Source organism: Cupriavidus nantongensis (genome assembly GCF_001598055.1).
GTDB lineage: Bacteria > Pseudomonadota > Gammaproteobacteria > Burkholderiales > Burkholderiaceae > Cupriavidus > Cupriavidus nantongensis.
Map to the genome: position 1 here is coordinate 2,551,523 of NZ_CP014844.1, position 20,085 is coordinate 2,571,607.

Here is a 20,085-nt window from a genome sequence, read left to right on the forward strand (position 1 = left end):
CCAACCCGCGAGGATAACGGCACAATCCGAAAAAAAATGGGCTATGCAGTGCGCCACTGCGATGGTGAGTCCGGCGTGCTCGTCGCACTCGGCAGCAGCCGATGGGCGTAACGTGCAATCGGAAAATCGAAAGTACCACGCAAATTGATGCCTTCCAGACGAGTCGGCGCAATCTGGCGCAAATCCTCGGCACGCATGGATTCGCCGCCGATGGCCTCAATCGCGTCCAGCGCGCGCTGCATGTGCAGCGTGTTCCAGGCCATCACGGCATTGGACAACAAGGTCAGAGCCGACGACACCGCCGCCAGCGACGCATCGTGCCGGGTCAATTCCAACGGAATCTTGCCATAGTGGATGGCCCGCTGCACCGTGTGGACCGCCTCGCCGCGGTTCAAGGCATGCTGCATCTCATGGCGGAACGCGGGATTGGTGAAATAGTCGATGAGGAAGATCGTGCGAAACAGCCGCCCGAGATGCACGCCAGCCTCATAGATGGGTTGACCTTTCGCCGCTGCACCGAAACGCATCAGGGCCTGCACTGCCGTACATTGCCCCGCTTTGCACCGATGCCGCGATCCGGACCAGTTCGTCCCAGGCACGTTCGATCAAGACCAGCCGGACATCCGCGTCCGCCACCGCAGCCAATTCCGCCGGTATCTCGTGATCCCTGGGCACATGCAGGCGGCGATCGCGCAGGTGGGCAAGCCGCGGGCAGAGATCGAAGCCAAGTAGCCGGGACAGGCTCATGGCGAAATCGGTGTAGCCATGGGTATCGACCGCTAGTTGTGCCACGTCTTCCGATCCGCTCTGGCGGATGACGCCCTCAATGGCGACACCGGCCTGCCGCTCGTTCAGTAGGATCGGCTGGTCATAGAAGATGCCCCAGCGGTCCCGGACATGCGTGTACATACCGATCGATGCCGTGCGCCGGCGCGGATCAGCCCGTGCCCGCCAGACTGTGCGCGTGGTCTCCAGCGACATCATGTCCGACGACGCCAGATCGGCGCGCCCCCAGTGCTGGGCGATCGGGTGCTGATGCATGAAGATCAGGACGGCATCGGCGGCCTGGCGCAGTTTGCGCTCGTCCGCGATGCGATGCATCATTTGCCGGATCGCGCTGGGCGACAACTCCGGCACCATCCGTGCGAGGTCCGCCGCCGACATTGAGGTGCCGTGCGCCAGCACTGCAGCGTAGATCATCAGCAGCTCGCTGCGCGAATGCGGTTCCCGACCCAGCAGGAGCCAGCTGAAGTGGGTGCTGCTGTCAATCTCCAGCAGGATTTCGGGCAATTGTCCACCGGGGTGCCGCTCGAACAGCGCGCGTCGCAGCGCCTCCACAGAGGCTTCCGGTTTCTTTGCCGTGAGCGGATCGATATGGATGGCGCTATCAATGTTCAGCTCCCCACGCTGGACTGCATCGCGCAACCTGGCGAGCCCCGCGTCCAGGTGCGCCACCACAGGATCGAGGAACGCCTTGGCGTCCTGCGGCAGCTTGAGATGACCGTAGAAATGGTTACGCCGGGCTTGCCAATCCTCTTTGGAGATGAGTAGGGCCGCCTGACTGCGGAAGGCGAAGCTGTGGTCCAGGAAGACCGAGCCATTGCGCAGCGCCACCCGCAGGGCAAACAGCGTCCCCCACTCGAAGGCGGCCAGGGCCCGCTTGCGATCCAAGCCCTCTAGTGCTGGCTGCCAGGCGCGTCCCAATCGAACCATCACCCGATCAGGGAGCCAGTCGGCCCTGCGCGCATAGAGCTTGCGCAGTACCTCCATTGCCTCGATCACCGGGTGGGCCGACTGTGCCGCAAATGGCAGATGAACCAGTCTGCCCAGCAAGGCACGGGATAGCCTGTGTCGCGACAGGAGTTGCGCGCGGATGAGGCTGGCACGGCTCGCTAGATGCTGACCAGCTGCCTCGTCAGCCAGATTGCTCAGTTGCTGACAGAGGGCATCCCTTGTCTGCGTCTCGTCTGCGACCAGCGCTTTGACGGCGGCAGCGAATTCCCCCAACTTGGTACCTGGGTCCGGTCGGCCCGCGTCAATTAGGCGTCCGGCATCGTTGACGCATTTGCGAATCCAGTGCCGCAGCATGGACGACAATTGATCCGTGGCCGCGCATAAGGCATAGCGTAAAAAGCAAGCCGATTCCAGGCGGCGGGACTGTTGCGCGACCCGCTTGCTGACCGACGCCGGGCGGTTGGCACAGCGCCGCGCATAGTGCCGCACCACCGCCTCATTGCAGGCTGCCGGCCAACCGCTGTGGATGCCCAGCTTGTACAGGCGGTCGATCTTGTCGAACAACTCGCCCATCTGATGGGTCGAATTGCGTAGCGGGACAGCCCACAGCCATTGTTGTAGGCTCGGCCGGTCGTTTTCTGGCCGCGGTAGCAGGGCACCCCACGCATCGAGGGAAACCTCGCCGTAGGCCTGCACCAGCGCGTCAGCCAGGGCCGACTCGAATGCCTCTCCGGCCTGGCTGATCAGCCGCTTCAGCGCTCGGTCATGCGGAATCAGGATGCGATGCTCGTAGAGCCAGCGCTTCAACTCGTGCAGCAGGTCACTGCGGCTCGGTTGCCCTGCCAGCCGCTCCTTGAGCCAGCGCGTCACGTAACGTCGCTGATGCTCTGCCATCGGGCTGAACCCCAGGGCTTGGTAGGCCAGCATCTGATGGTCCACCAAGGTATCGGTGCGCCCGTCATACAGCGCGCTCAGCGTGCCCATGTCCGGCGGCGTGATGCCGAGTTGCGCGCCCACAAAGGCCCAGAGGAATTTTGGCACCTGCTTGTAGGCATCGAGGGTGCGCCCCGTCATGCGGACAAAGCCAATGTGAACGGCACAGGCCAAGCGGTACAAATGGCTGCGCCGCGCATGGATCAGGGCCCGCTCTTTGGCGGAGAAGGTGAAGAACGTGGTAAGCTCAAACTCGCTGAGTTCGCGCGGAATCTGCCGCATGCCCAGATACGCCAGTTGCCAGTGATCCATCGCGCTCTCCCAAGCGTAAGACGGACCGCTGAGGTTATCGGCAATGAGACCGGGACGCAACGTTTCGACACAATAAGTGCGCTATGAGGCAATCGCGCCCAACTGGCGACAGTAGACAGCAACTTATTGATTTACTGGGGTATTTTCCCGGACGCCGCCCGGAAACCCGCGTGAATGCTAAGGGTGGCTACCCCGGTAAATTGCACCGAAATCAAGGGGACGCCGATCACCGCCGTCATGCCGAGCAGGACCATCCCCACGGCGCGGGTCGCTAGTCCCAGCAACAGCAGAGCTGGGGCGGTCAGCTCGATTGACACCGCCAGGTAGGCCGCAGACTTCGAGGGCACCAGCGGCACCCGGTAGTCCCCGCGGAACAGTTCGAGGGCGGTATTCCAGTTGGCCAGCTTGGCCATCGCCGAGTTCCAGACGGTTGGCTTTTTCTCAACCCGCACAGCAAGACAGTTGCGTGACGTCCTTGGCAAAGGTCTGCGCCGCGAGCTTCAGCCCCTCGACCATCGTCAGGTATGGGAACAAGTGGTCGGCCAGCTCTTGCACGGTCATCCGCGCCCGGATCGCCAGCGCCGCCGTCTGGATCAGCTCACCCGCTTCAGGCGCCACCGCCTGCACGCCGATCAGGCGGTCCGATCCTGCCTCGGCAACCAGCTTGATGAAGCCGCGCGTGTCGAAGTTGGCCAACGCGCGCGGCACATTGTCGAGCGTGAGCAGGCGGCTATCGGTCTCGATGCCGTCGTGGTGCGCTTCCGCCTCGCTGTAGCCCACGGTGGCGACCTGCGGGTCGGTGAACACGACCGCCGGCACGGCGCTCAGATCAAGCGCGGCATCGCCTCCGGTCATATTAATCGCCGCGCGGGTGCCGGCCGCCGCGGCCACGTAAACGAACTGCGGCTGGTCGGTGCAGTCGCCGGCGGCGTAGATGTGTTGCGCGGTGGTTCGCATGCCGTTGTCGATGACGATGGCGCCCTGCGCGTTGACCGTCACCCCCGCCGCCTCCAGTGCCAGCTCACGCGTGTTCGGCGCGCGGCCGGTGGCGATCAGCAACTGGTCGGCGCGGATTTCGCCGTGCCCGGTAGTGAGCACGAATTCGCCGTTCGCGTAGGCCACTTGGCTGGCCTGCGTGTGTTCCAGCACCGTGATGTCCTCGACACGGAAGGCGGCCGTGACGGCCTCGCCGATGGCCGGATCCTCGCGGAAGAACAGCGTGCTGCGGGCCAGGATCGTGACCTGACTGCCGAGCCGGGCGAAGGCCTGCGCCAGCTCCACGGCCACCACCGACGAGCCGATCACGGCCAGCCGCTTAGGAAGGATGTTGCTGGCCAGCGCCTCGTTCGAGGTCCAGTACGGGGTGTCCTTCAGACCGGGGATCGGCGGCACAGCCGGACTGGCACCAGTAGCGATCAGGCAGCGGTCAAACGCCACCTCGCGCTCGCCGCCTTCGGCCAGGCGCACGCTCAAGGTGTGTCCGTTCTGGAAGCAGGCCTCGCCGCGCAGCACCGTGATGGCCGGCGTGCTCGCGAGGATGCCCTCGTACTTGGCGTGGCGCAGCTCATCGACACGCCCCTGCTGCTGGGCGAGCAGGCGCTCGCGCAGGATCGCCGGTGGCGTGGCCTGGATGCCCCCGTCGAACGGGCTTGCGCGGCGTAGATGGGCAATGTGGGCCGCGCGGATCATGATCTTGGACGGCACACAGCCAACGTTGACGCAGGTGCCGCCGATGGTGCCGCGCTCGATCAGGGTCACCTCGGCGCCTTGCTCGACGGCCTTGAGGGCCGCCGCCATCGCGGCGCCGCCGCTGCCGATGACGGCGATGCGAAGCCCGCAGCCTTCGCCTGCGGATTTCTCACCGCGGCCCAGCCAGCCGAACGCCTTGTCGAGCAGGCTGCCGCGCTTTTCCGCCGGCGGGGCCTCGGCGAGCATGGCCCGGTAGCCGAGTCCGGCCACGGCGCCAGTCAGCGCATCTGGCGACGTGCCGGGTTCGGCGGCGATTTGCGCCGTCCCCTTCGGGTAGGACACGACCGCAGACCGCACGCCCGGCACCTTCTCCAAGGCATCCTTGACGTGGACGGCGCACGAGTCGCAGGTCATTCCAGTAATCTTCAAGTGGGTCATACCACAGTTCCAATGTTCACTTCGGCAGCGGCCAATGCGGTCAGCCGCGCTTGACCGGGGGTTCACAGGCGTTCGGTGCCCCGCAGCGCTTTGCCGGCGAGATGAAGTCCCAGATCGATACGCCGACCATGAAACTCAGGCCGACATAGAGCAGCGCCTCGCTGCGCCGGCCAACCGTCAAATACACCGCCGTCAGTACCAGGAGTGGGCCGATCACGCCGAGTGCGGTCCGTTGCCACTGCCGATGGCTAAACCAGGCAGTCGCATTGGCGAGTAGCGCGATACCAGCGAACACCCGCAGCAGAACGCTAATGAACAGCCCTTCGTACTGGCTCAGGAAGCCTAGGCCAATAGCCGCGCCCAAGCCGGCGATGGCGGGAAAGCAACTCGCGCAACCCATCGCCGAGACGATACCGCCGAGCGCCCCTGCCTTGTTGGTCACGCGCGTGATCCGTCCCATGCGGTCACTCCCATGTTCGATCCGGGGCTTACCGCTTGACGCTGGACGGATAGCCCGCGTCCTCGGTCGCCTTGGTCAGTTTCTGCACGCTGGTCTTGGCATCGTCGAAGGTGACGACGGCCTGGCGCTTCTCGAAGCTCACTTCGGTCTTGGTCACGCCGTCGACCTTGGAGAGCGCCTTTTTGACCGTGATCGGGCAGGTTTCGCAAGTCATGCCCGGCACGGACAGCGTGACGGCTTGCATGGCGGCCCACGCCGGAGCAACGGCGGCGAGAGCGAGGGCGGCAAACAGCTTCTTCATGGCGAACTCCTGATCAGTAGAACCATGGCATCACGTAGGGAAAGCCGAGCGCAACCAGAACCAGCAGGGCGACGACCCAGAAAATGAGCTTGTAGGTGGCGCGTACCCGCGGGATAGCGCAGGCCTCGCCCGGCTTGCAGACTTGCGCCGGGCGTAAAACGCGCCGCCAGGCGACGAACAGAGCCAGCACTGCGGTGCCGAGAAACAGCGGCCGATATGGCTCCAGCGCCGTTAAATTCCCGATCCAGGCCCCGCTGAAACCGAGCGCGATCAGGAGCAGCGGCCCCAAGCAGCAGGTGGAGGCGAGGATTGCGGCGATGCCACCGGCAAAGAGCGCACGGCGCCCGGCTTGCAGTCGTGACATGCGTTTTTCCTTTCTTAGTAGGTAGGGATAGCGTAACCTTACTTCCGTACTTATGTACGGAGTCAAGCGATATGCGGAGCGGATTGGAGAGCCTGACCATCGGCGCCTTCGCCAAGGCGGCTGGTGTCAACGTGGAAACGATCCGGTTCTACCAGCGCAAGGGGCTGCTGCCAGAGCCAGATAAGCCCGCCGGCGGGATTCGTCGCTATGGCGAAACGGATGTGGTCCGGGTGCGCTTCATGAAATCGGCGCAGCGGCTGGGATTCAGTCTGGAAGAAATCGGTGAACTGCTTCGCCTGGAGGACGGCACCCATTGCGAGGAAGCGAGCAGCCTAGCCGAGCGCAAGCTCAATGACGTGCGCGCAAAGCTGGCCGACCTGAGACGCATGGAGGCCGTGCTGTCCGAACTGGTGGGCGCCTGTCATGCCAGCCAGGGTAACGTATCCTGCCCGCTGATCGCAGCGCTGCAAGCGGGATAAGTGCGCCAAAGGACGTAGTGGACGCGGGCTACGCTGCCCCAGTTCGTTCCGGCTTCTTTTGTACGGCTTCGGCGCAGCCAGCCTCATATGCCCCGTATCGAGGGGCAAGCGACCTAGTCGAGTCAGACATCGTCGGGGGGACAAAGCGGCACCAGCGGGCGCAGCGCTTGCAAGGCGCGCTTGTGCTGTAAGATCCAGTCGTACATTCCTCTACGACGCCCTCGGCTTGGCCAACGAGGGGCGGCCCAGTGGTTGGATACGACAATGTGGCGCCGTGTAAGTGCCATGCCGGTGTTGGCCCTGCCCGAGAACGGTCGTGAAGTCGTAACGCCGGTGAATTGCGGGTTCAGGCAGCGCTAGGCCAACGCACCTCCGGAAGCGATCGCAGCGGGCGGAATTTTCCATCTTGGAGCTTTTGGCTCTGACGCCACACGTAGTCGCCGGTCAGGTTGATGTGTTCCCAGCCGAGCGGCGACAGGTACGAAAACAGGGACGGATCGATGGGCATGCCGCGCTCCACCAGCGCCTGCACGGCACGTTCAAGGTAGACCGTGTTCCACAGGACGATGGCCGCGGTGACCAGGTTCAGTCCGCTGGCACGGTAGCGCTGCTGTTCGAAGTTGCGATCGCGGATCTCGCCAAGCCGGTAGAAGAACACGGACCGTGCCAAGGCGTTGCGCGCTTCCCCCTTGTTGAGCCCCGCATGGGAGCGCCGACGCAGTTCCAGGTCCTGCAGCCAGTCCAAGGTGAATATCGTCCGCTCGATGCGGCCGAGCTCGCGGAGGGCGACCGCCAGTCCGTTCTGTCGCGGGTAGCTGCCGAGCTTGCGCAGCATCAGCGAGGCGGTGACCGTGCCCTGCCGGATCGACGTCGCGAGGCGCAGCACCTCGTCCCAGTGCGTGCGAATCAGTCTCTCTTTGTACGCGCCGCCGATCATAGGGGCCAATGCCGGATAGTCGTCAGGATTGCCGGGGATGTACAGCCTTGAGTCCGCGAGGTCGCGAATGCGCGGGGAGAACCGGAACCCGAGCAGATGCATCAGGGCGAAGACGTGGTCCGTGAAGCCGTTGGTGTCCGTGTAGTGCTCCTGGACCCGCAGGTCCGACTCGTGGTACAGCAGGCCGTCGAGCACATAGGTGGAGTCACGGACGCCGACGTTCACCAGCTTGGAGTGATACGGCGCGTACTGATCCGAGATGTGCGTGTAGATCATCCGGCCGGGCTCCGAGCCATACTTTGGGTTGACGTGGCCGGTGCTTTCGGCACGGCCGCCCGCCTTGAATCGCTGGCCATCCGACGATGAGGTGCTGCCATCGCCCCAATGGGCAGCGAACGCATGGGCGGACTGCGCGTTGACCAGATCCGCCAGGCCCTGAGCATAGGTCTCGTCCCGAATATGCCAGGCCTGCAGCCAGGAGAGCTTGGCGTAACTGGTGCCCGGGCAGGATTCCGCCATCTTCGTTAGCCCGAGGTTAATGGCGTCGGCAAGAATGGTCGTGAGCAGCAGCGTCTTGTCGGCGGCAGGCTCACTGGTCTTCAGGTGCGTGAAATGCCGGGTAAAGCCGGTCCAGCCGTCGACTTCCATCAGCAGTTCCGTAATCTTGACGCGCGGCAGCATGAGCGCGGTCTGATCGATCAGGGTCTGCGCTTCCATCGGGACGGCCGCATCGAGCGGCGAGATCTTCAGGCCCGACTGAGTGATGATCGCGTCCGGCAGCTTGTTGGCGGCGGCCAACCGGTTGGCGGTGGCCAGCTTCAGTTCAAGCAGCCCGCGCCGCTCGCTCAAGTAGCGCTCGCAATCGGTGGCGATGGGCAGGGGCAGCAAGCGGCTCTGTCTGAGTGCGACGAATTTCTCGGCGGGCAGCAGGTACTCATCGAAATCCTTGAACTGGCGCGAGCCCTGGACCCAGATGTCGCCGGAGCGCAGGCGGTTTCTGAGTTCGGACAGCGCGCACAGCTCATAGTAGCGACGATCGATGCCGTTCTTGGTGCGTACCAGTGGCTCCCAGCGCTTCTTGATGAAGGAGGTCGGCGCGTCGGCCGGGACTTTGCGCACATCGTTGACGTTCATCGTCCGGATCGTATCGATGGCAGCCAGACTGCCGCCGTGCGGCCTGATCAAATATTGCGGCGCCATCAACATTGCGTGGCGCTGGTGCCGACTCTACTAGATTAAAGCGTATCGCCCGTAGGGCGGTGAGCGCTGCGAGTTGTACTTCCAGCAAGTTTTGCGCCCGGCCGTCCTTCGCTGCTGCTGGCCGACTGCGCACAAGTCGGCGACGTTGCAAGGCGGCGTTTGCCTGAAGCGACGCAATCAGGATGTCAAGGCGGGAGAGGTTAATGATGGCTAGATGATTGTTAGGCATGATGCATGAAGGCGAGGTCCGATAACAAAGGCACGCTGGCCGACGGTCAAACTGGCGGCGACTCCGCCGCCAGTTCGCCGCATTCCGCTACCGAATGAGCCGACCCAGCTACCATAGTGCTCCCGGCTGCGCCAGCCGCGCGGCAGGCTCAATCCGATCAACGCAAGCCCTGCGACGGCCCCAAATGCCGCCGCCGCGGAATTTCCGCCGCTGAGCACCCACGGTGCGATGACCAACCAAGCGCCAAAGCCGACATTGATCCAGCGCAGTAACCTTGCTACCTCTGCGAGCGCGGCCACAGCGACAACAATTACGAGCGCACCGATCAAATGATCGCTGTCCGCTAACGGCGGAATGGTGCCAAACAACAGGCGCGTGAACATCAGCGCGATGCCAACTCCGACACACGCAACCAGTGTCCAGGGCCATTGCACACCACGCAACGCCGACGCCATCGCGTCGGACAATGCGCTATCGAAACCGGGACGCCGGTCGCGCTGGCTTCCTGGCGAGGCGCCGCCCACGAAGAAGAGGCGAAGTACCGGCTCGCCGCGCCGATGCGCTTGTCCCAGAAACTGACCCATTGCAACCAGTTCATCCAACGTATAAGGGATCATCAGCGTCATTGCGCCCGCAGCGATCAGGCACAACGTGCACCAGGTCCCGATCACGATTGGCTGGATAATGATGAAATAGATGCTCACCACGCCAAGGGGCACGACGACGATCCCAAATGCCGCCACCATCCAAGGCATGGTGCGCCAACGCTGGCGCCCACCCATCGCGCCCATCAACACCTCCAGCAGATAACTGACCGCGCCAAGGCCACCGTCCGGAATCGGCCAGGACCGGGACACGGCGGAGGTAATAATGGTTTCCGTCCCGTTTTTTTGCGCGTCAGGAGAAAAGAACGGCTCCCAAACCGCCGCCGCATGGCCGAGTTGATACGCCGTGAGCTGGCGTGCGATCAGGAACCCGAACAGGGCCAGCCCGATAATGGGCAGCCGCTGCAAATAGGTGGACGGCGAGTACGTCCACCCGACCGGCAGATCGGACTGGTCCTTCATCGACGCCATGCTCATGCCTGGCATCATGGGTACGAGGATGGCAAAGGCGATGAGGAAGCCGCCGACGATCACATCGTTGTTGTAGACGGCCGGGGACGGCGCCCAGAACACCAGTGGCGCGAACAGCAACCAGAGCCCGACACAGGCGTTGCCCCACTGCGCCCATGAAAAGCGACGCGAAAGAGACAATGTGGCGAAGCCCATGATCAGGCTGCCGCTGGCCATGTCGCTCCAGCCCAGCCACGTCATGCGCAACGCAGGGGGCGCAAGACCGCGTTCTGCGGTCACTTGCATTACCAGCGTGCCAAACTCCCGAGTATCAAAGGCGCCCAAGACAAAAGGGCTTGTGAGTAACCAGGCACCAAGCAAGATGTTGAGATAATGCGCCCATAACAGGCTGTAATGGGCGTCGCGCATATGCTGCGCGTGCTCGTGCTCGTGCTCGTGCTCGTGCTCGTGCTTAGCGGCGGAGCCGCTGATTTCCGGCGCGCCCTTGACGGTCACGCTGCCGTGTCGCACCACGGGGTGATGGTCGGCGATGATGGCCGTGTTTAGCCGGTTAGCGCGATACCAACTGACCGGGTCCTGCTTCAGCGCCGCGATGATGCGAGGCATCGTTTCTAGAATTCGGCGCTCAGGCCGCCAATTTAGCCTCTCGCGCGCGCTGGCGCTGTCCACTTCATAATGATCGCTTGCCAGGCATCGCAGTTCCGGGTCAGAGGCGTCACCGACATTTCGCGCATGCTGGCAGCGTGAGTAAAGGCGCGCCCCGACGCCGGCCTGCGGCCGCATCGCTTCGCCCGGGCCATCCAGTGCGTGCAAAATTGCTGCCCGCAGTTGCCTTGGTGTCACTGCCTCCTCCTCGGCAAGCACTAACGACAACTTGCAAGGCAACTGGCCGCGCGCTGCGACAGCGTGCGCGACCGCCGCTGCCGCGTCATCGACGTGCAGGAACACATGGGCGGTGTCCGGATGTGCGTCGGCCCGGGCGACAAGGCTGGACTCGTAGCTTGCCGCGATCTGCTGCACCAGGAAAGCGTTATGACCGAGATCGTCGTAGAGCGGCGCGAGCCGCAGCATCAACCGCGGTACGGCGCCGAGTTCGTGCTGGAGCAGGTGCTCCGCCCTGATCATCATCGCCCGCAATGGCGATTTGGGATCGATGGGCGAGGCTTCATTGATCGGATTGCCGGGTTGCGACGGGGCATGGACTAGCAAGGTGCCGGCCAGCACGAATTGACCCACCGCGCACCGCAGCAATTCAACAATGATGCGTTGCAGGTTGCCGACAAGGTCGAGTTCCGCCGCGATCCGCTGCACGCTGCCGTCCGCATTGGGCGCGTCTTCCATCTCGCTGACCACATAGACGACCGACGTTATAAGCTCGCCGTGACCGGCTATCACCGCATCGAATGCCTGCGCCATATCTTTTTCACGTGTCGCGTCGATGCGAAGCGCTAGCGCACTGGGGAACGCTGCGGCAAGGTCTTCGCCATCGAGCGCGACCACACGGTATTGCTGCAACAGGCGCGCCACTACGGCGCGGCCGAGCAGCGATCCTGCCCCCACTACCAAAATCGTGTCCGTGCTATGTGCCAACGCCGACTCCTTGCCGGGGTGTTATCTGACTATCATGAAGAGACCGAGCAGGCCAGCCACGGCGGCCACACCGATCGCTGCGGACACTTGCCAGCGATGCACGCAGATCCACCACTGCGCACTGGTTGACTTCGCTTGATTGTCAAAGCGGCCATGTGCTGCAAACAAGCCCACGACCGGTACAAACAGGTTATCGGGCCGATCGGGGTGGGCGGGTTCCTGGGTCTGCTGTGCCTCATAGGCCTGTCTGGCCGCCACACGATCACCCAGGCCTGGGAAAAATCGACTGGACAGAATGGTTTTGGCGGCTGGCCAGCCCACCCATACCTCGCGAGGGCCGTGCGTGGCTGCCCAGACAATGGCCTCGCCGGCGATTTCCGGCTGGAATATTGGCGGCACTGGTTGGGCACGGCGTGGCAACTTGCTGCGGCACCAATCGAATTGCGGCGTATTGAACGCCGATAAATGCACCATCGTCAGTCTCACCGACGAATGATCGTGAACGAGTTCCGAACGCAGGGAATCGGTAAAGCCACGGATCGCCGCCTTCGCCCCACAGTATGCTGACTGTAGCGGGATGGACCGATAGGCCAGCGCCGAGCCGGTCTGCACAATACAGCCATGATTGCGCGCCGACATGCGTTTCAGCGCGGCCAACGTGCCATGCACCGCGCCCAGATAGACCACTTCCGTGACGCGGCGATACTCGGCCGCCGTTGTTTCGGCGACCGGCGCAAACACGGTCGTCGAGACATTGTTCACCCAAATCGTGATCAGTCCCAGTTCGAGCTCAATGCGCGACGCTGCTGCCTCCACCTGCTGGGCATCGGCGACATCGACGGGGATGCCCAGCGCCAGGATCCCCAGGTCGCGCAATTCGCTACAGACCCGGGCCAGGCGATCCGGCTCTCTTGCCAGGATTGCGATCCAGTCCCCGCGCTGCGCAAAGGCCCGCACGGCAGCGAGCCCCACGCCTGCGGTGCCACCGGTGACGACAACAACGTTGGGCGGATGCATTCAGGCCTCCCCGCGTTGCTGCGCTTGCTGAATGTCCAGCGCAGCCTGGATCAGTGCCAGATGGGTATAGCCTTGCGGATAGTTGCCCAGCAGCGCCTTGCTATCCGGGTCGATCTCTTCCGCGAATAAGCCGAGATCGCTGGCAAACGAGCAGATGTGCCGAAAGAGTTTGATCGCCTCCTTGGCCCGGCCTTGTCGGGCCAGGACTTGTACCAGCCAGAAGCTGCAGATGGCGAGGGTCGCCTCTTCTCCTGGCACGCCATCGTGGATGCGGTACCGATAGACCAGCGAATCCTTGGTGAGATCCCGCTGAATGCGGGCCACGGTTGCTTTCACGCGCGCGTCAGTTGGGGGGAGAAAGCCGGTCAGCGGGATCAGTAGCGCGCTCGCATCCAAAGCTGGCGATCCGAAACTTTGCGTGAACGCGCCAGTCCCGTGGTGAAACCCCTGCCCCTCGATGACGCGACGCAGCGCGTCCCGTTCGAGCTTCCAGACAGCAACGTTTCCGTCGAGTTGCCCAGCCTGTGCCAGCGCAATGGCACGGTCCAACGCGACCCAGCACATCAGCTTGGATGATACGAAATGCTGGGGCACCCCGCGCGTTTCCCAGAATCCTTGGTCCGGCTCACGCCAGCGCGCCGCGGCGGCGTCGGCTAGCCGGGCGAGCACGCGCCGCATTGGGGCGGACAGTGTCATTGGCATGCCCTGTTGGCACACCCAGGCCGCGTCGAGGACATGCCCATAGACATCCAGTTGCACCTGTTCCGCCGCCGCATTGCCGATACGCACCGGACGGGACGCACGGTACCCGTCAAGATGGCGAAGCTCCTGCTCAGGCAGGTTCGGGCTGCCATCGATCCGGTACATGATCTGCAGTCGTTTGAGATCGCAAAATCGCTCGATCCAACGAAAGAAGTCCATTGCGGCCTCGTGATGGCCCAGCGCCATCAACGCGCGCAGCACCATGGCCGAGTCGCGCAGCCAACAAAACCGATAGTCCCAATTGCGGCTGCTACCGATCCACTCCGGCAGCGAGGTGGTTGGCGCCGCCACCAGTGCTCCGGTCGGGCCAAACGTCAGCAACTTGAGAACACAGGCGCTGGTGCGCACTTCTCGTTCGAAGGGACCGCGATAGGTGCATTGCTGCTGCCACTCGCCCCAATGTCGTAGGGTCTCATCAAGGACCGCCTGGGGGTCGTGCACAGGCCGGTCCGGCCCGTCTTGTTGGAAGGACGCAATCGCCCACAGCGGCGCGCCGGGCCGCACGATGGCCACGCCTTTGGCGCGGTGCGCTTCGGTCGCCAGCGGCAGCGGCGGCGAACATACCAGGCTGAGACGTTGGTGTTCGCATACAGCGGTCACGCCATGCGAACCGACTTCCCATTGGTGGGGCTTGCGCGCATAGTCAAAGCTCGGACTGAACACAAGTTCCACCCTCACCTCGCCAACGGTCGCCTCAATGCGCCGCAACAGCCGATGGCACTCGGGTGAGTCATGGTCCAGCCGACTGCGTGCGAGACGCTCGCTATGCATGAAGTCGGTCAGGCGAAGGATCCCGCCGCTGGCTTCAAACATGGTTTCCAGTACGCCCCCTGGGACCCGGTAATAGCGCGAACTGATCGCACGACCCGTCGGCCGGATTTGAAAGTAGCCTCCTCGGTTAGCATCGAGCAATCTGCAAAATACGGCGCCGGCGTCAAAGTGCGGCATACAGCACCAGTCGATGGATCCCGACGTGCTCACCAACGCCACGCTATGCGTGTTGCCAATGACGGCATAGTCGGCAATGGGCGGATACCTGGGGTTGGTGAACACTCCGTCTCCTTGACCCTCGCCACGCTGGCAACACGCGTTGCCGAGGTCGGGATCCTGGCTTACATCTGGCGCTAGCGCGGGAAAGAACTACAACGCGCTATGCCTGCCGTTACACGGCTCAAGTTCGCGGCGTGCCATGGCTTCACCACCCGAGCCGCGCGTTGCCGTCCAAGATCGAGTCGTTGGGCTACCTGGATCTACGCCATGGCGCGACAGACCTGCGCGCACTCCTGACAGGCACGTGCGCACTCTTGGCAATGCTGCGCTTCGTGCTTGGCGCACTCCGTCCCACACTCTTCACAGACCTTCGCGCACAGCGCGCATATCGCGCGCGCGTACTGGCTGTCGCGCGCCATCATCGCCGCGGCATAGGCACATGTTTCGGCACAGTCCAGGTCGAGTGCGATGCAGCGTTTCATGGCCTCAACCTCTGGCTCACGCAGACAAGACGCAGCACAGTGATGACAGGCGACTGTGCAGGCGTGACAGGCTTCAATACAAGATAGATAGTTTTCATGTGGCATGGCAAAGCTCCTAAAGAAATTCGACCAGCGTTGCGAGACGCCGCCAAATTGAGAGCAATTCGCGCGCCACAGGAAGCAGACGACAGCATGGGAGCGACTGCCTTACAGGAGCATTACGCGACGATGACGAAACCGGTGACAGCACATGTTTTGGCCAGGCTGATGACGCTAAAGGAGCTTTTGCTTCGACGTGGCGCGCACTATGCTAAGTGGACGTTTCACCATTGCGCGAGGAGACAACGTGTTCGAACGCCCTAGCGATGCCATGCTTCGCCCCGTCTCACTGAGCCGCCGCCGACTGCTGGGAAGTCTGATCGCCGGAGGCGGCTTGGCGAGCCTGGGCGCGTATCCACGCGCCGTTTGGGCCTTGAAGAGCCAAGGCTATCCGGTCGTGCTGACAGGGACCACGTTTGACCTGGCCATTGGCGCGACGCCCATGTCGTTTACCGGCCGTATCCGGCCTACCACCAGTGTGAACGGCTCCATCCCCGCGCCGATTCTGCATTGGAAGCAAGGCACCGAGGTCACGCTGCGCGTGACCAACTTGCTCGATACCCAAACATCGATTCACTGGCACGGCATCTTGCTGCCGTTTCAGATGGACGGCGTGCCCGGTATCTCCTTTCCCGGCATCGGGCCGGGCGAGACGTTCGTGTATCGCTTTCAAGTGCGGCAAGCCGGCACCTATTGGTACCACGCGCATACCCGTTTTCAGGAGCAGACCGGCTTGTACGGACCGCTGGTCATCGAGCCAATGCATCCAGACCCGATCAAGGTCGATCGCGACTATGTCGTGATGCTCAGCGAATGGACGGATGAAAACCCGGAAATGGTGTTCGCGAAGCTCAAGAAGATGAGCGACGTCTATAACTTTCAGATGCCGACGGTGGGCGACTTTGCCCGAGATGTGTCCGAAATGGGGCTGTCCGAGGCCTTGGCTAAGCGCGCGATGTGGAACCAGATGCGAATGAATCCGACCGATTTGGCCGATGTTTCGGGAGCCACTTTTACCTACCTGATCAACGGCACGCCCGCAGATAAAAATTGGACAGCGATCGCTAAAGCCGGGGAGCGCGTGCGGTTGCGCTTTATCAACGGCTCGGCGACCAGCAACTTTGACGTCCGAATTCCCGGCGTGAAGATGACGGTGGTATCGGCTGATGGGCAGGATGTCGAACCGGTACCGGTGGATGAAATCCGCATTGCCGTCGCCGAGACTTACGACGTAGTGGTGCAGATGCCGGACGATAAGGCGCACACCATCTTTGCTCAGTCGATCGATCGCAGCGGCTACGCCAGGGCGACACTTGCACCGGAAGTCGGGATGGAAGCCGACGTGCCCAAGCTCGATCCGAAGACCTGGCTCACCATGGCCGATATGGGCATGGGCGACATGGCGGACATGGATATGGGCAGCATGGAAATGGGGGCCATGAAGATGGATCAGAAACCATCCATGGCCATGGATCGCATGGGGATGGAGTCCATGGGTGGCGCACCCACGATGCAACCAATGACGCCGGAGGCGGGCATGGGCGCCATGGGGGGCATGGGGGGGCATGACATGTCGACCATGTCCGGGCCAGCGAAGGACGCCCATGCCGGAATGGCCGGCATGGACCACGGCAAGTCCGACGCGAAGCCGGGGATGCAGAAAACCGGTGGCGAGATGGGGCATGACATGGGCAAGATGGGCAATATGCCTGGCATGGGGCCACAGGTCGACATGCGCTCGATGAACCCTTCCCGCTCGCTGTCGGATCCGGGGCCAAGACTGCGCAACAACGGCAGGCGAGTGTTGACCTACGCGGACCTTAAAACGCTCGGCCCGGTGATCGACAAGCGCCCGCCCAGCCGGGAGTTGGAACTGCACTTGACCGGCAATATGCGCCGTTTCATCTGGGGCCTCGACGGCAAGAAGTTTTCCCAAGCCGAACCGATCCGGCTCTACTACGGGGAGCGCCTGCGCATCACGCTGATCAACGACACCATGATGAACCACCCGATGCACCTGCACGGGATGTTCAGCGAGCTGGAAAATCACGAAGGCCAGGCGCTGGTCAGAAAGCACACGATCAACGTCCAGCCGTCCAAACAAGTCAGCTTCCTGGTGACGGCCGATGCGCCGGGACAATGGGCCTTTCATTGTCACTTGCTTTACCACATGGAAGCCGGCATGTTCCGCAAGGTCGTGGTCGCATGAGCGGGTTGAACCTCGCCAACGCCAGGGAGATTGACGTGCCCAACCACCGTCTCATCCTTCTCGCAAGCCTGGCTCTCTTGGCCAGCGTGCAGTGCCACAGCGTGGCGGCGCAGACGATGGCGCCGATGCCAAGTATGACACACGATACGCCGATGCCAGGCATGGCGCACGATGCCCCGATGCCACCAAAGACCGCAGCTCCAGCCGGGAAGCCAGCGCCAAGCCATCCCGCAGTCAGTCCGACAGAATCTGCCTCAGTGCCCGGCGGCGCGAATGCGATCATCCAGGTGAATGAGGCCCCGGTGCCGATGGCAGATCCGAACCGAGGCATTCCCATGCCTGGGGATACGATGGCCGATAACGATATCTACTATCAGGTGCTATTCGATCGCCTCGAGTACGTCAAGGCACCCGGCGGCTCTGGACTGGCCTGGGACATGCTCGCCTGGGTAGGACGGGATCTGAACCGGTTATGGGTCAAGTCGGAAGGCACGCGTCTGTATGGCAACACAGAGGATGCCAGAGCTGAGGCACTGTGGGGACACGCCTTTGCGCCGTTCTGGGATTGGCAACTGGGCGTGCGCCAGGATTTCGGCAATGGGCCGCCGCGGACCTGGGGCGCCTTTGGCGTGCAAGGCCTGGCGCCTTATTGGTTTGATATCGAAGCCACGGCTTATCTGGGGTCGTCGGGACGCGCTGCCGCCCGAGTGCGGGCTACCTACGATATTCGCTTCACCCAACGTCTGCTGTTGACGCCGGAGTTCGAGGCGAACGCCTATAGCAAGGCAGATGAGGCGCGAGGCATTGGCAGCGGCGTGTCCGAGTTCAAGCTTGGCTTGCGACTGCGATACGAGATCCGTCGCCAGTTCGCCCCCTACCTAGGCGTGGTGTGGGGCAAGAAGCTGGGCAATACCGCGGATTTTGCGCGTGCTGCCGGAGAGCGGACCACCGACAAGCAAATCGTTGCCGGCGTGCGAATCTGGTTCTGAACCCATTTGAGACGCCGGCCAGGTTCAAGCCCGCTGCTGGTTAACCGCCAACTTACTGTGCGATTACATTTCGTATCACGCCTGCGAAGGCCGCGCGCGGGAAAATAGAATGGTCATTATGACGCACGTGCAAGCAGCCATAGGGGGGCCCCGTTTGATGGGGCATTAGTCTGCGTCCTCTCCGCGTGCCATGCTGGCGCGCGTGGCACACGTCGCCGGCCAACTCAGGAAAGGACCCATGAAAGCCGGAAAGCTGCTGGTCCTGCTCGGTGGCGCGGCAATGGGCATCGCGCCCGGTGCGATTGGCGCCATTCAAATCGGCTGGGAGCCCAGGCAAGAGCTCAGCAGTAACTGGTGGCTGCAGTGCGGTGGCGTGCCGGCTCCTGCCGCGCCCGCGATGTGGCCTGCCGTGGACCATGAATGGGAAAGCAGGTCGCTGGACTGTACAGCGCAGCGGGACAAGGAAACCCCGCAGTATGCGCTTGCCGTGAACCCCCGGCACCGCTTATTCAAGCACGGCAACGGCGCCGCGGCGCCATCGAATACTGCCAAATCTAAGCCGTCGCGAGAGGCGAAGCGACAAAACCGTGACTGCGGCCAGCCCCGACCGGCGCCACCGCAATAGTCTAGACGTTCCCCCTTTTTCGGTACGCGCTTTCCGCGTGTGCCAACGCAGTCTCAACCTGTGCCACCGAGCCAAAGGAGATCTCGAAGATGAAAAGCAAACTTGTCGTTGCAAGCCTGATTGCCGCGGTATCGCTTACTGCCGCCGCGACCGATTTGAGCACGGTCGTGAAAACCTATGAGCTCAAAGACGGATCAAAAGTCCACGTTTTCAAAGACGGCAAGATGGGCATGGAGAACAAGTACGGCAAGTCCGTCAGCATGCCAGAAGGCAAGGTCATGGAGACCAAAGACGGTAGCAAGATCCTGATGAAGGGCAATGAGGTGTTCCGTCTGGACGACGCCCTCATCAAAGGTCACCGCGAAGGCGGCTAAGCGGGCGACCTGACACGGGCTCTGAGCAAGCGGGCGCCGTGCAGTGCCCTTGCTCGGAGCCCGTCCGGGCCGCTTGCCATGCTCAGCGTCACCCACGCGGCCCGAGCGATGAGCGAGCGCTGCATTATTTCTCAGCGTATACGGACACGCTAAGCGACCGAGAGGCCTGCAGTGTCAGGGCATGGCGACCATGAGCAGGGATGCGCAGCGATACCGGGCGCGTTCCGGGCATCGCGTGTCCGGCGTCATCCTGGGAAATCACTACGGTGACCTCGGCTGGCTCGTTGCGGGGATTGTCCAGAACCAGCACACACCCCTCCCCCGCACCAAGTGTTCGGCGCCAGGTCGCGTCGACCCGCGCCCCGACGTCGATCAGCCACTCCGTAGGGCGCGGCTCGGCCAGGCCACCGGGCACGAAAGCGGCAGGGCCCCGATCGAGATCCAAAATGGGGGCGTGCGCCAACGCAGAAGCGCTAAGACTAACAAGCAACGCCGATAAGCCGGTTCGGATCAGATTCAATCGAAGTCTCCCTAAAAAAGAACTGGACGCAGGCTGTCTTCGTGGGATCTGACGGCCAGCATCATGACGCGGCATGCCACCTGGCACCTGAAAGAACGGGGCGCTCCTGTTGACCCAAGGCGGCAACGCCATTGATTCTAGGGCGGCCGGTCTGTCACAGAGATTACGAGAACATGACAAGACATCATCCCGCCGTCGCGCACTCCCCTGTCGTCTACTTCCCATTAGCCCAGCGCGAGCGCATGCCTGCTAATTCCGTGGGAAGGGGCGACCGCT

Annotated in this window: 13 protein-coding genes and 3 pseudogenes; 5 read left to right on the top strand and 11 right to left on the bottom strand. The window is 62.9% G+C overall.

All coding sequences use genetic code 11. The features are described 5' to 3' along the window. Positions 1-41: 41 nt before the first annotated feature. The 6 genes and pseudogenes from A2G96_RS11795 to merT all read right to left on the bottom strand — a co-directional run bounded on the left by A2G96_RS11795 (position 42) and on the right by merT (position 6,231). Positions 42-2,979, bottom strand: a pseudogene (locus A2G96_RS11795) (Tn3 family transposase). A 218-nt stretch (positions 2,980-3,197) separates the two neighbouring features. Beyond that, positions 3,198-3,461, bottom strand: a pseudogene (locus A2G96_RS11800) (DoxX family membrane protein); the annotation flags it as partial. After that, entirely contained in the window at positions 3,421-5,106 is a 1,686-nt protein-coding gene (gene merA, locus A2G96_RS11805; protein ID WP_062799379.1) for a mercury(II) reductase, read from the bottom strand. The gene merA and the pseudogene A2G96_RS11800, both read right to left, overlap by 41 nt. Before the next feature lie 40 nt (positions 5,107-5,146). Next, positions 5,147-5,566 (bottom strand): organomercurial transporter MerC, encoded by a 420-nt coding sequence (merC, locus tag A2G96_RS11810; protein ID WP_062799381.1) that lies wholly within the window; start codon positions 5,564-5,566, stop codon positions 5,147-5,149. A 28-nt stretch (positions 5,567-5,594) separates the two neighbouring features. Continuing rightward, complete coding sequence (gene merP / locus A2G96_RS11815) at positions 5,595-5,867, bottom strand: mercury resistance system periplasmic binding protein MerP (RefSeq protein WP_062799383.1); 273 nt, start codon at positions 5,865-5,867, stop codon at positions 5,595-5,597. A gap of 13 nt (positions 5,868-5,880) precedes the next feature. After that, positions 5,881-6,231, bottom strand: coding sequence for a mercuric ion transporter MerT (merT, locus tag A2G96_RS11820; protein WP_062799386.1), 351 nt, complete (start codon positions 6,229-6,231; stop codon positions 5,881-5,883). 71 nt (positions 6,232-6,302) lie between these two features. Between merT and merR the strand changes: the two genes are divergently transcribed. After that, positions 6,303-6,710, top strand: coding sequence for an Hg(II)-responsive transcriptional regulator (merR, locus tag A2G96_RS11825; protein WP_062799388.1), 408 nt, complete (start codon positions 6,303-6,305; stop codon positions 6,708-6,710). 346 nt (positions 6,711-7,056) lie between these two features. On the opposite strand, the pseudogene A2G96_RS11830 reads toward merR, so the two are convergent. The 5 genes and pseudogenes from A2G96_RS11830 to A2G96_RS11850 form a co-directional block, all read right to left on the bottom strand. After that, a pseudogene (locus A2G96_RS11830) lies at positions 7,057-8,808 on the bottom strand (Tn3 family transposase); the annotation flags it as partial. A gap of 249 nt (positions 8,809-9,057) precedes the next feature. Further along, positions 9,058-11,742 carry a vitamin K epoxide reductase family protein gene (locus A2G96_RS11835; protein WP_082818925.1) on the bottom strand — a complete coding sequence of 895 codons (2,685 nt, stop codon included), beginning with the start codon at positions 11,740-11,742 and terminating at the stop codon, positions 9,058-9,060. A gap of 21 nt (positions 11,743-11,763) precedes the next feature. Then, entirely contained in the window at positions 11,764-12,759 is a 996-nt protein-coding gene (locus A2G96_RS11840; protein WP_062799390.1) for an SDR family oxidoreductase, read from the bottom strand. Next, positions 12,760-14,574, bottom strand: coding sequence for a glycoside hydrolase family 15 protein (locus A2G96_RS11845; RefSeq protein WP_053821782.1), 1,815 nt, complete (start codon positions 14,572-14,574; stop codon positions 12,760-12,762). Between the two features lie 197 nt (positions 14,575-14,771). Further along, the gene (locus A2G96_RS11850) at positions 14,772-15,098 is read right to left on the bottom strand and encodes a four-helix bundle copper-binding protein (RefSeq protein WP_062799392.1); all 327 of its coding nucleotides are present in this window, start codon (positions 15,096-15,098) and stop codon (positions 14,772-14,774) included. Positions 15,099-15,363: 265 nt separating this feature from the next. On the opposite strand from A2G96_RS11850, the gene A2G96_RS11855 reads away from it, so the two are divergent. The 4 genes from A2G96_RS11855 to copK all read left to right on the top strand — a co-directional run bounded on the left by A2G96_RS11855 (position 15,364) and on the right by copK (position 19,289). Beyond that, positions 15,364-17,301: a copper resistance system multicopper oxidase gene (locus tag A2G96_RS11855; RefSeq protein WP_053821781.1), complete on the top strand. Its 1,938-nt coding sequence runs from the start codon at positions 15,364-15,366 to the stop codon at positions 17,299-17,301. Then, positions 17,298-18,290 carry a copper resistance protein B gene (locus A2G96_RS11860; RefSeq protein ID WP_223819835.1) on the top strand — a complete coding sequence of 331 codons (993 nt, stop codon included), beginning with the start codon at positions 17,298-17,300 and terminating at the stop codon, positions 18,288-18,290. The genes A2G96_RS11855 and A2G96_RS11860 overlap by 4 nt, the downstream gene beginning before the upstream one ends. Positions 18,291-18,528: 238 nt before the next feature. Continuing rightward, positions 18,529-18,915, top strand: a complete 387-nt coding sequence (locus A2G96_RS33260) for a hypothetical protein (protein WP_144200242.1) — start codon at positions 18,529-18,531, stop codon at positions 18,913-18,915. A gap of 89 nt (positions 18,916-19,004) precedes the next feature. Then, on the top strand, positions 19,005-19,289 hold the full coding sequence (copK, locus tag A2G96_RS11865) for a periplasmic Cu(I)/Cu(II)-binding protein CopK (RefSeq protein ID WP_053821780.1): 285 nt from the start codon (positions 19,005-19,007) through the stop codon (positions 19,287-19,289). Positions 19,290-20,085 lie beyond the last annotated feature (796 nt).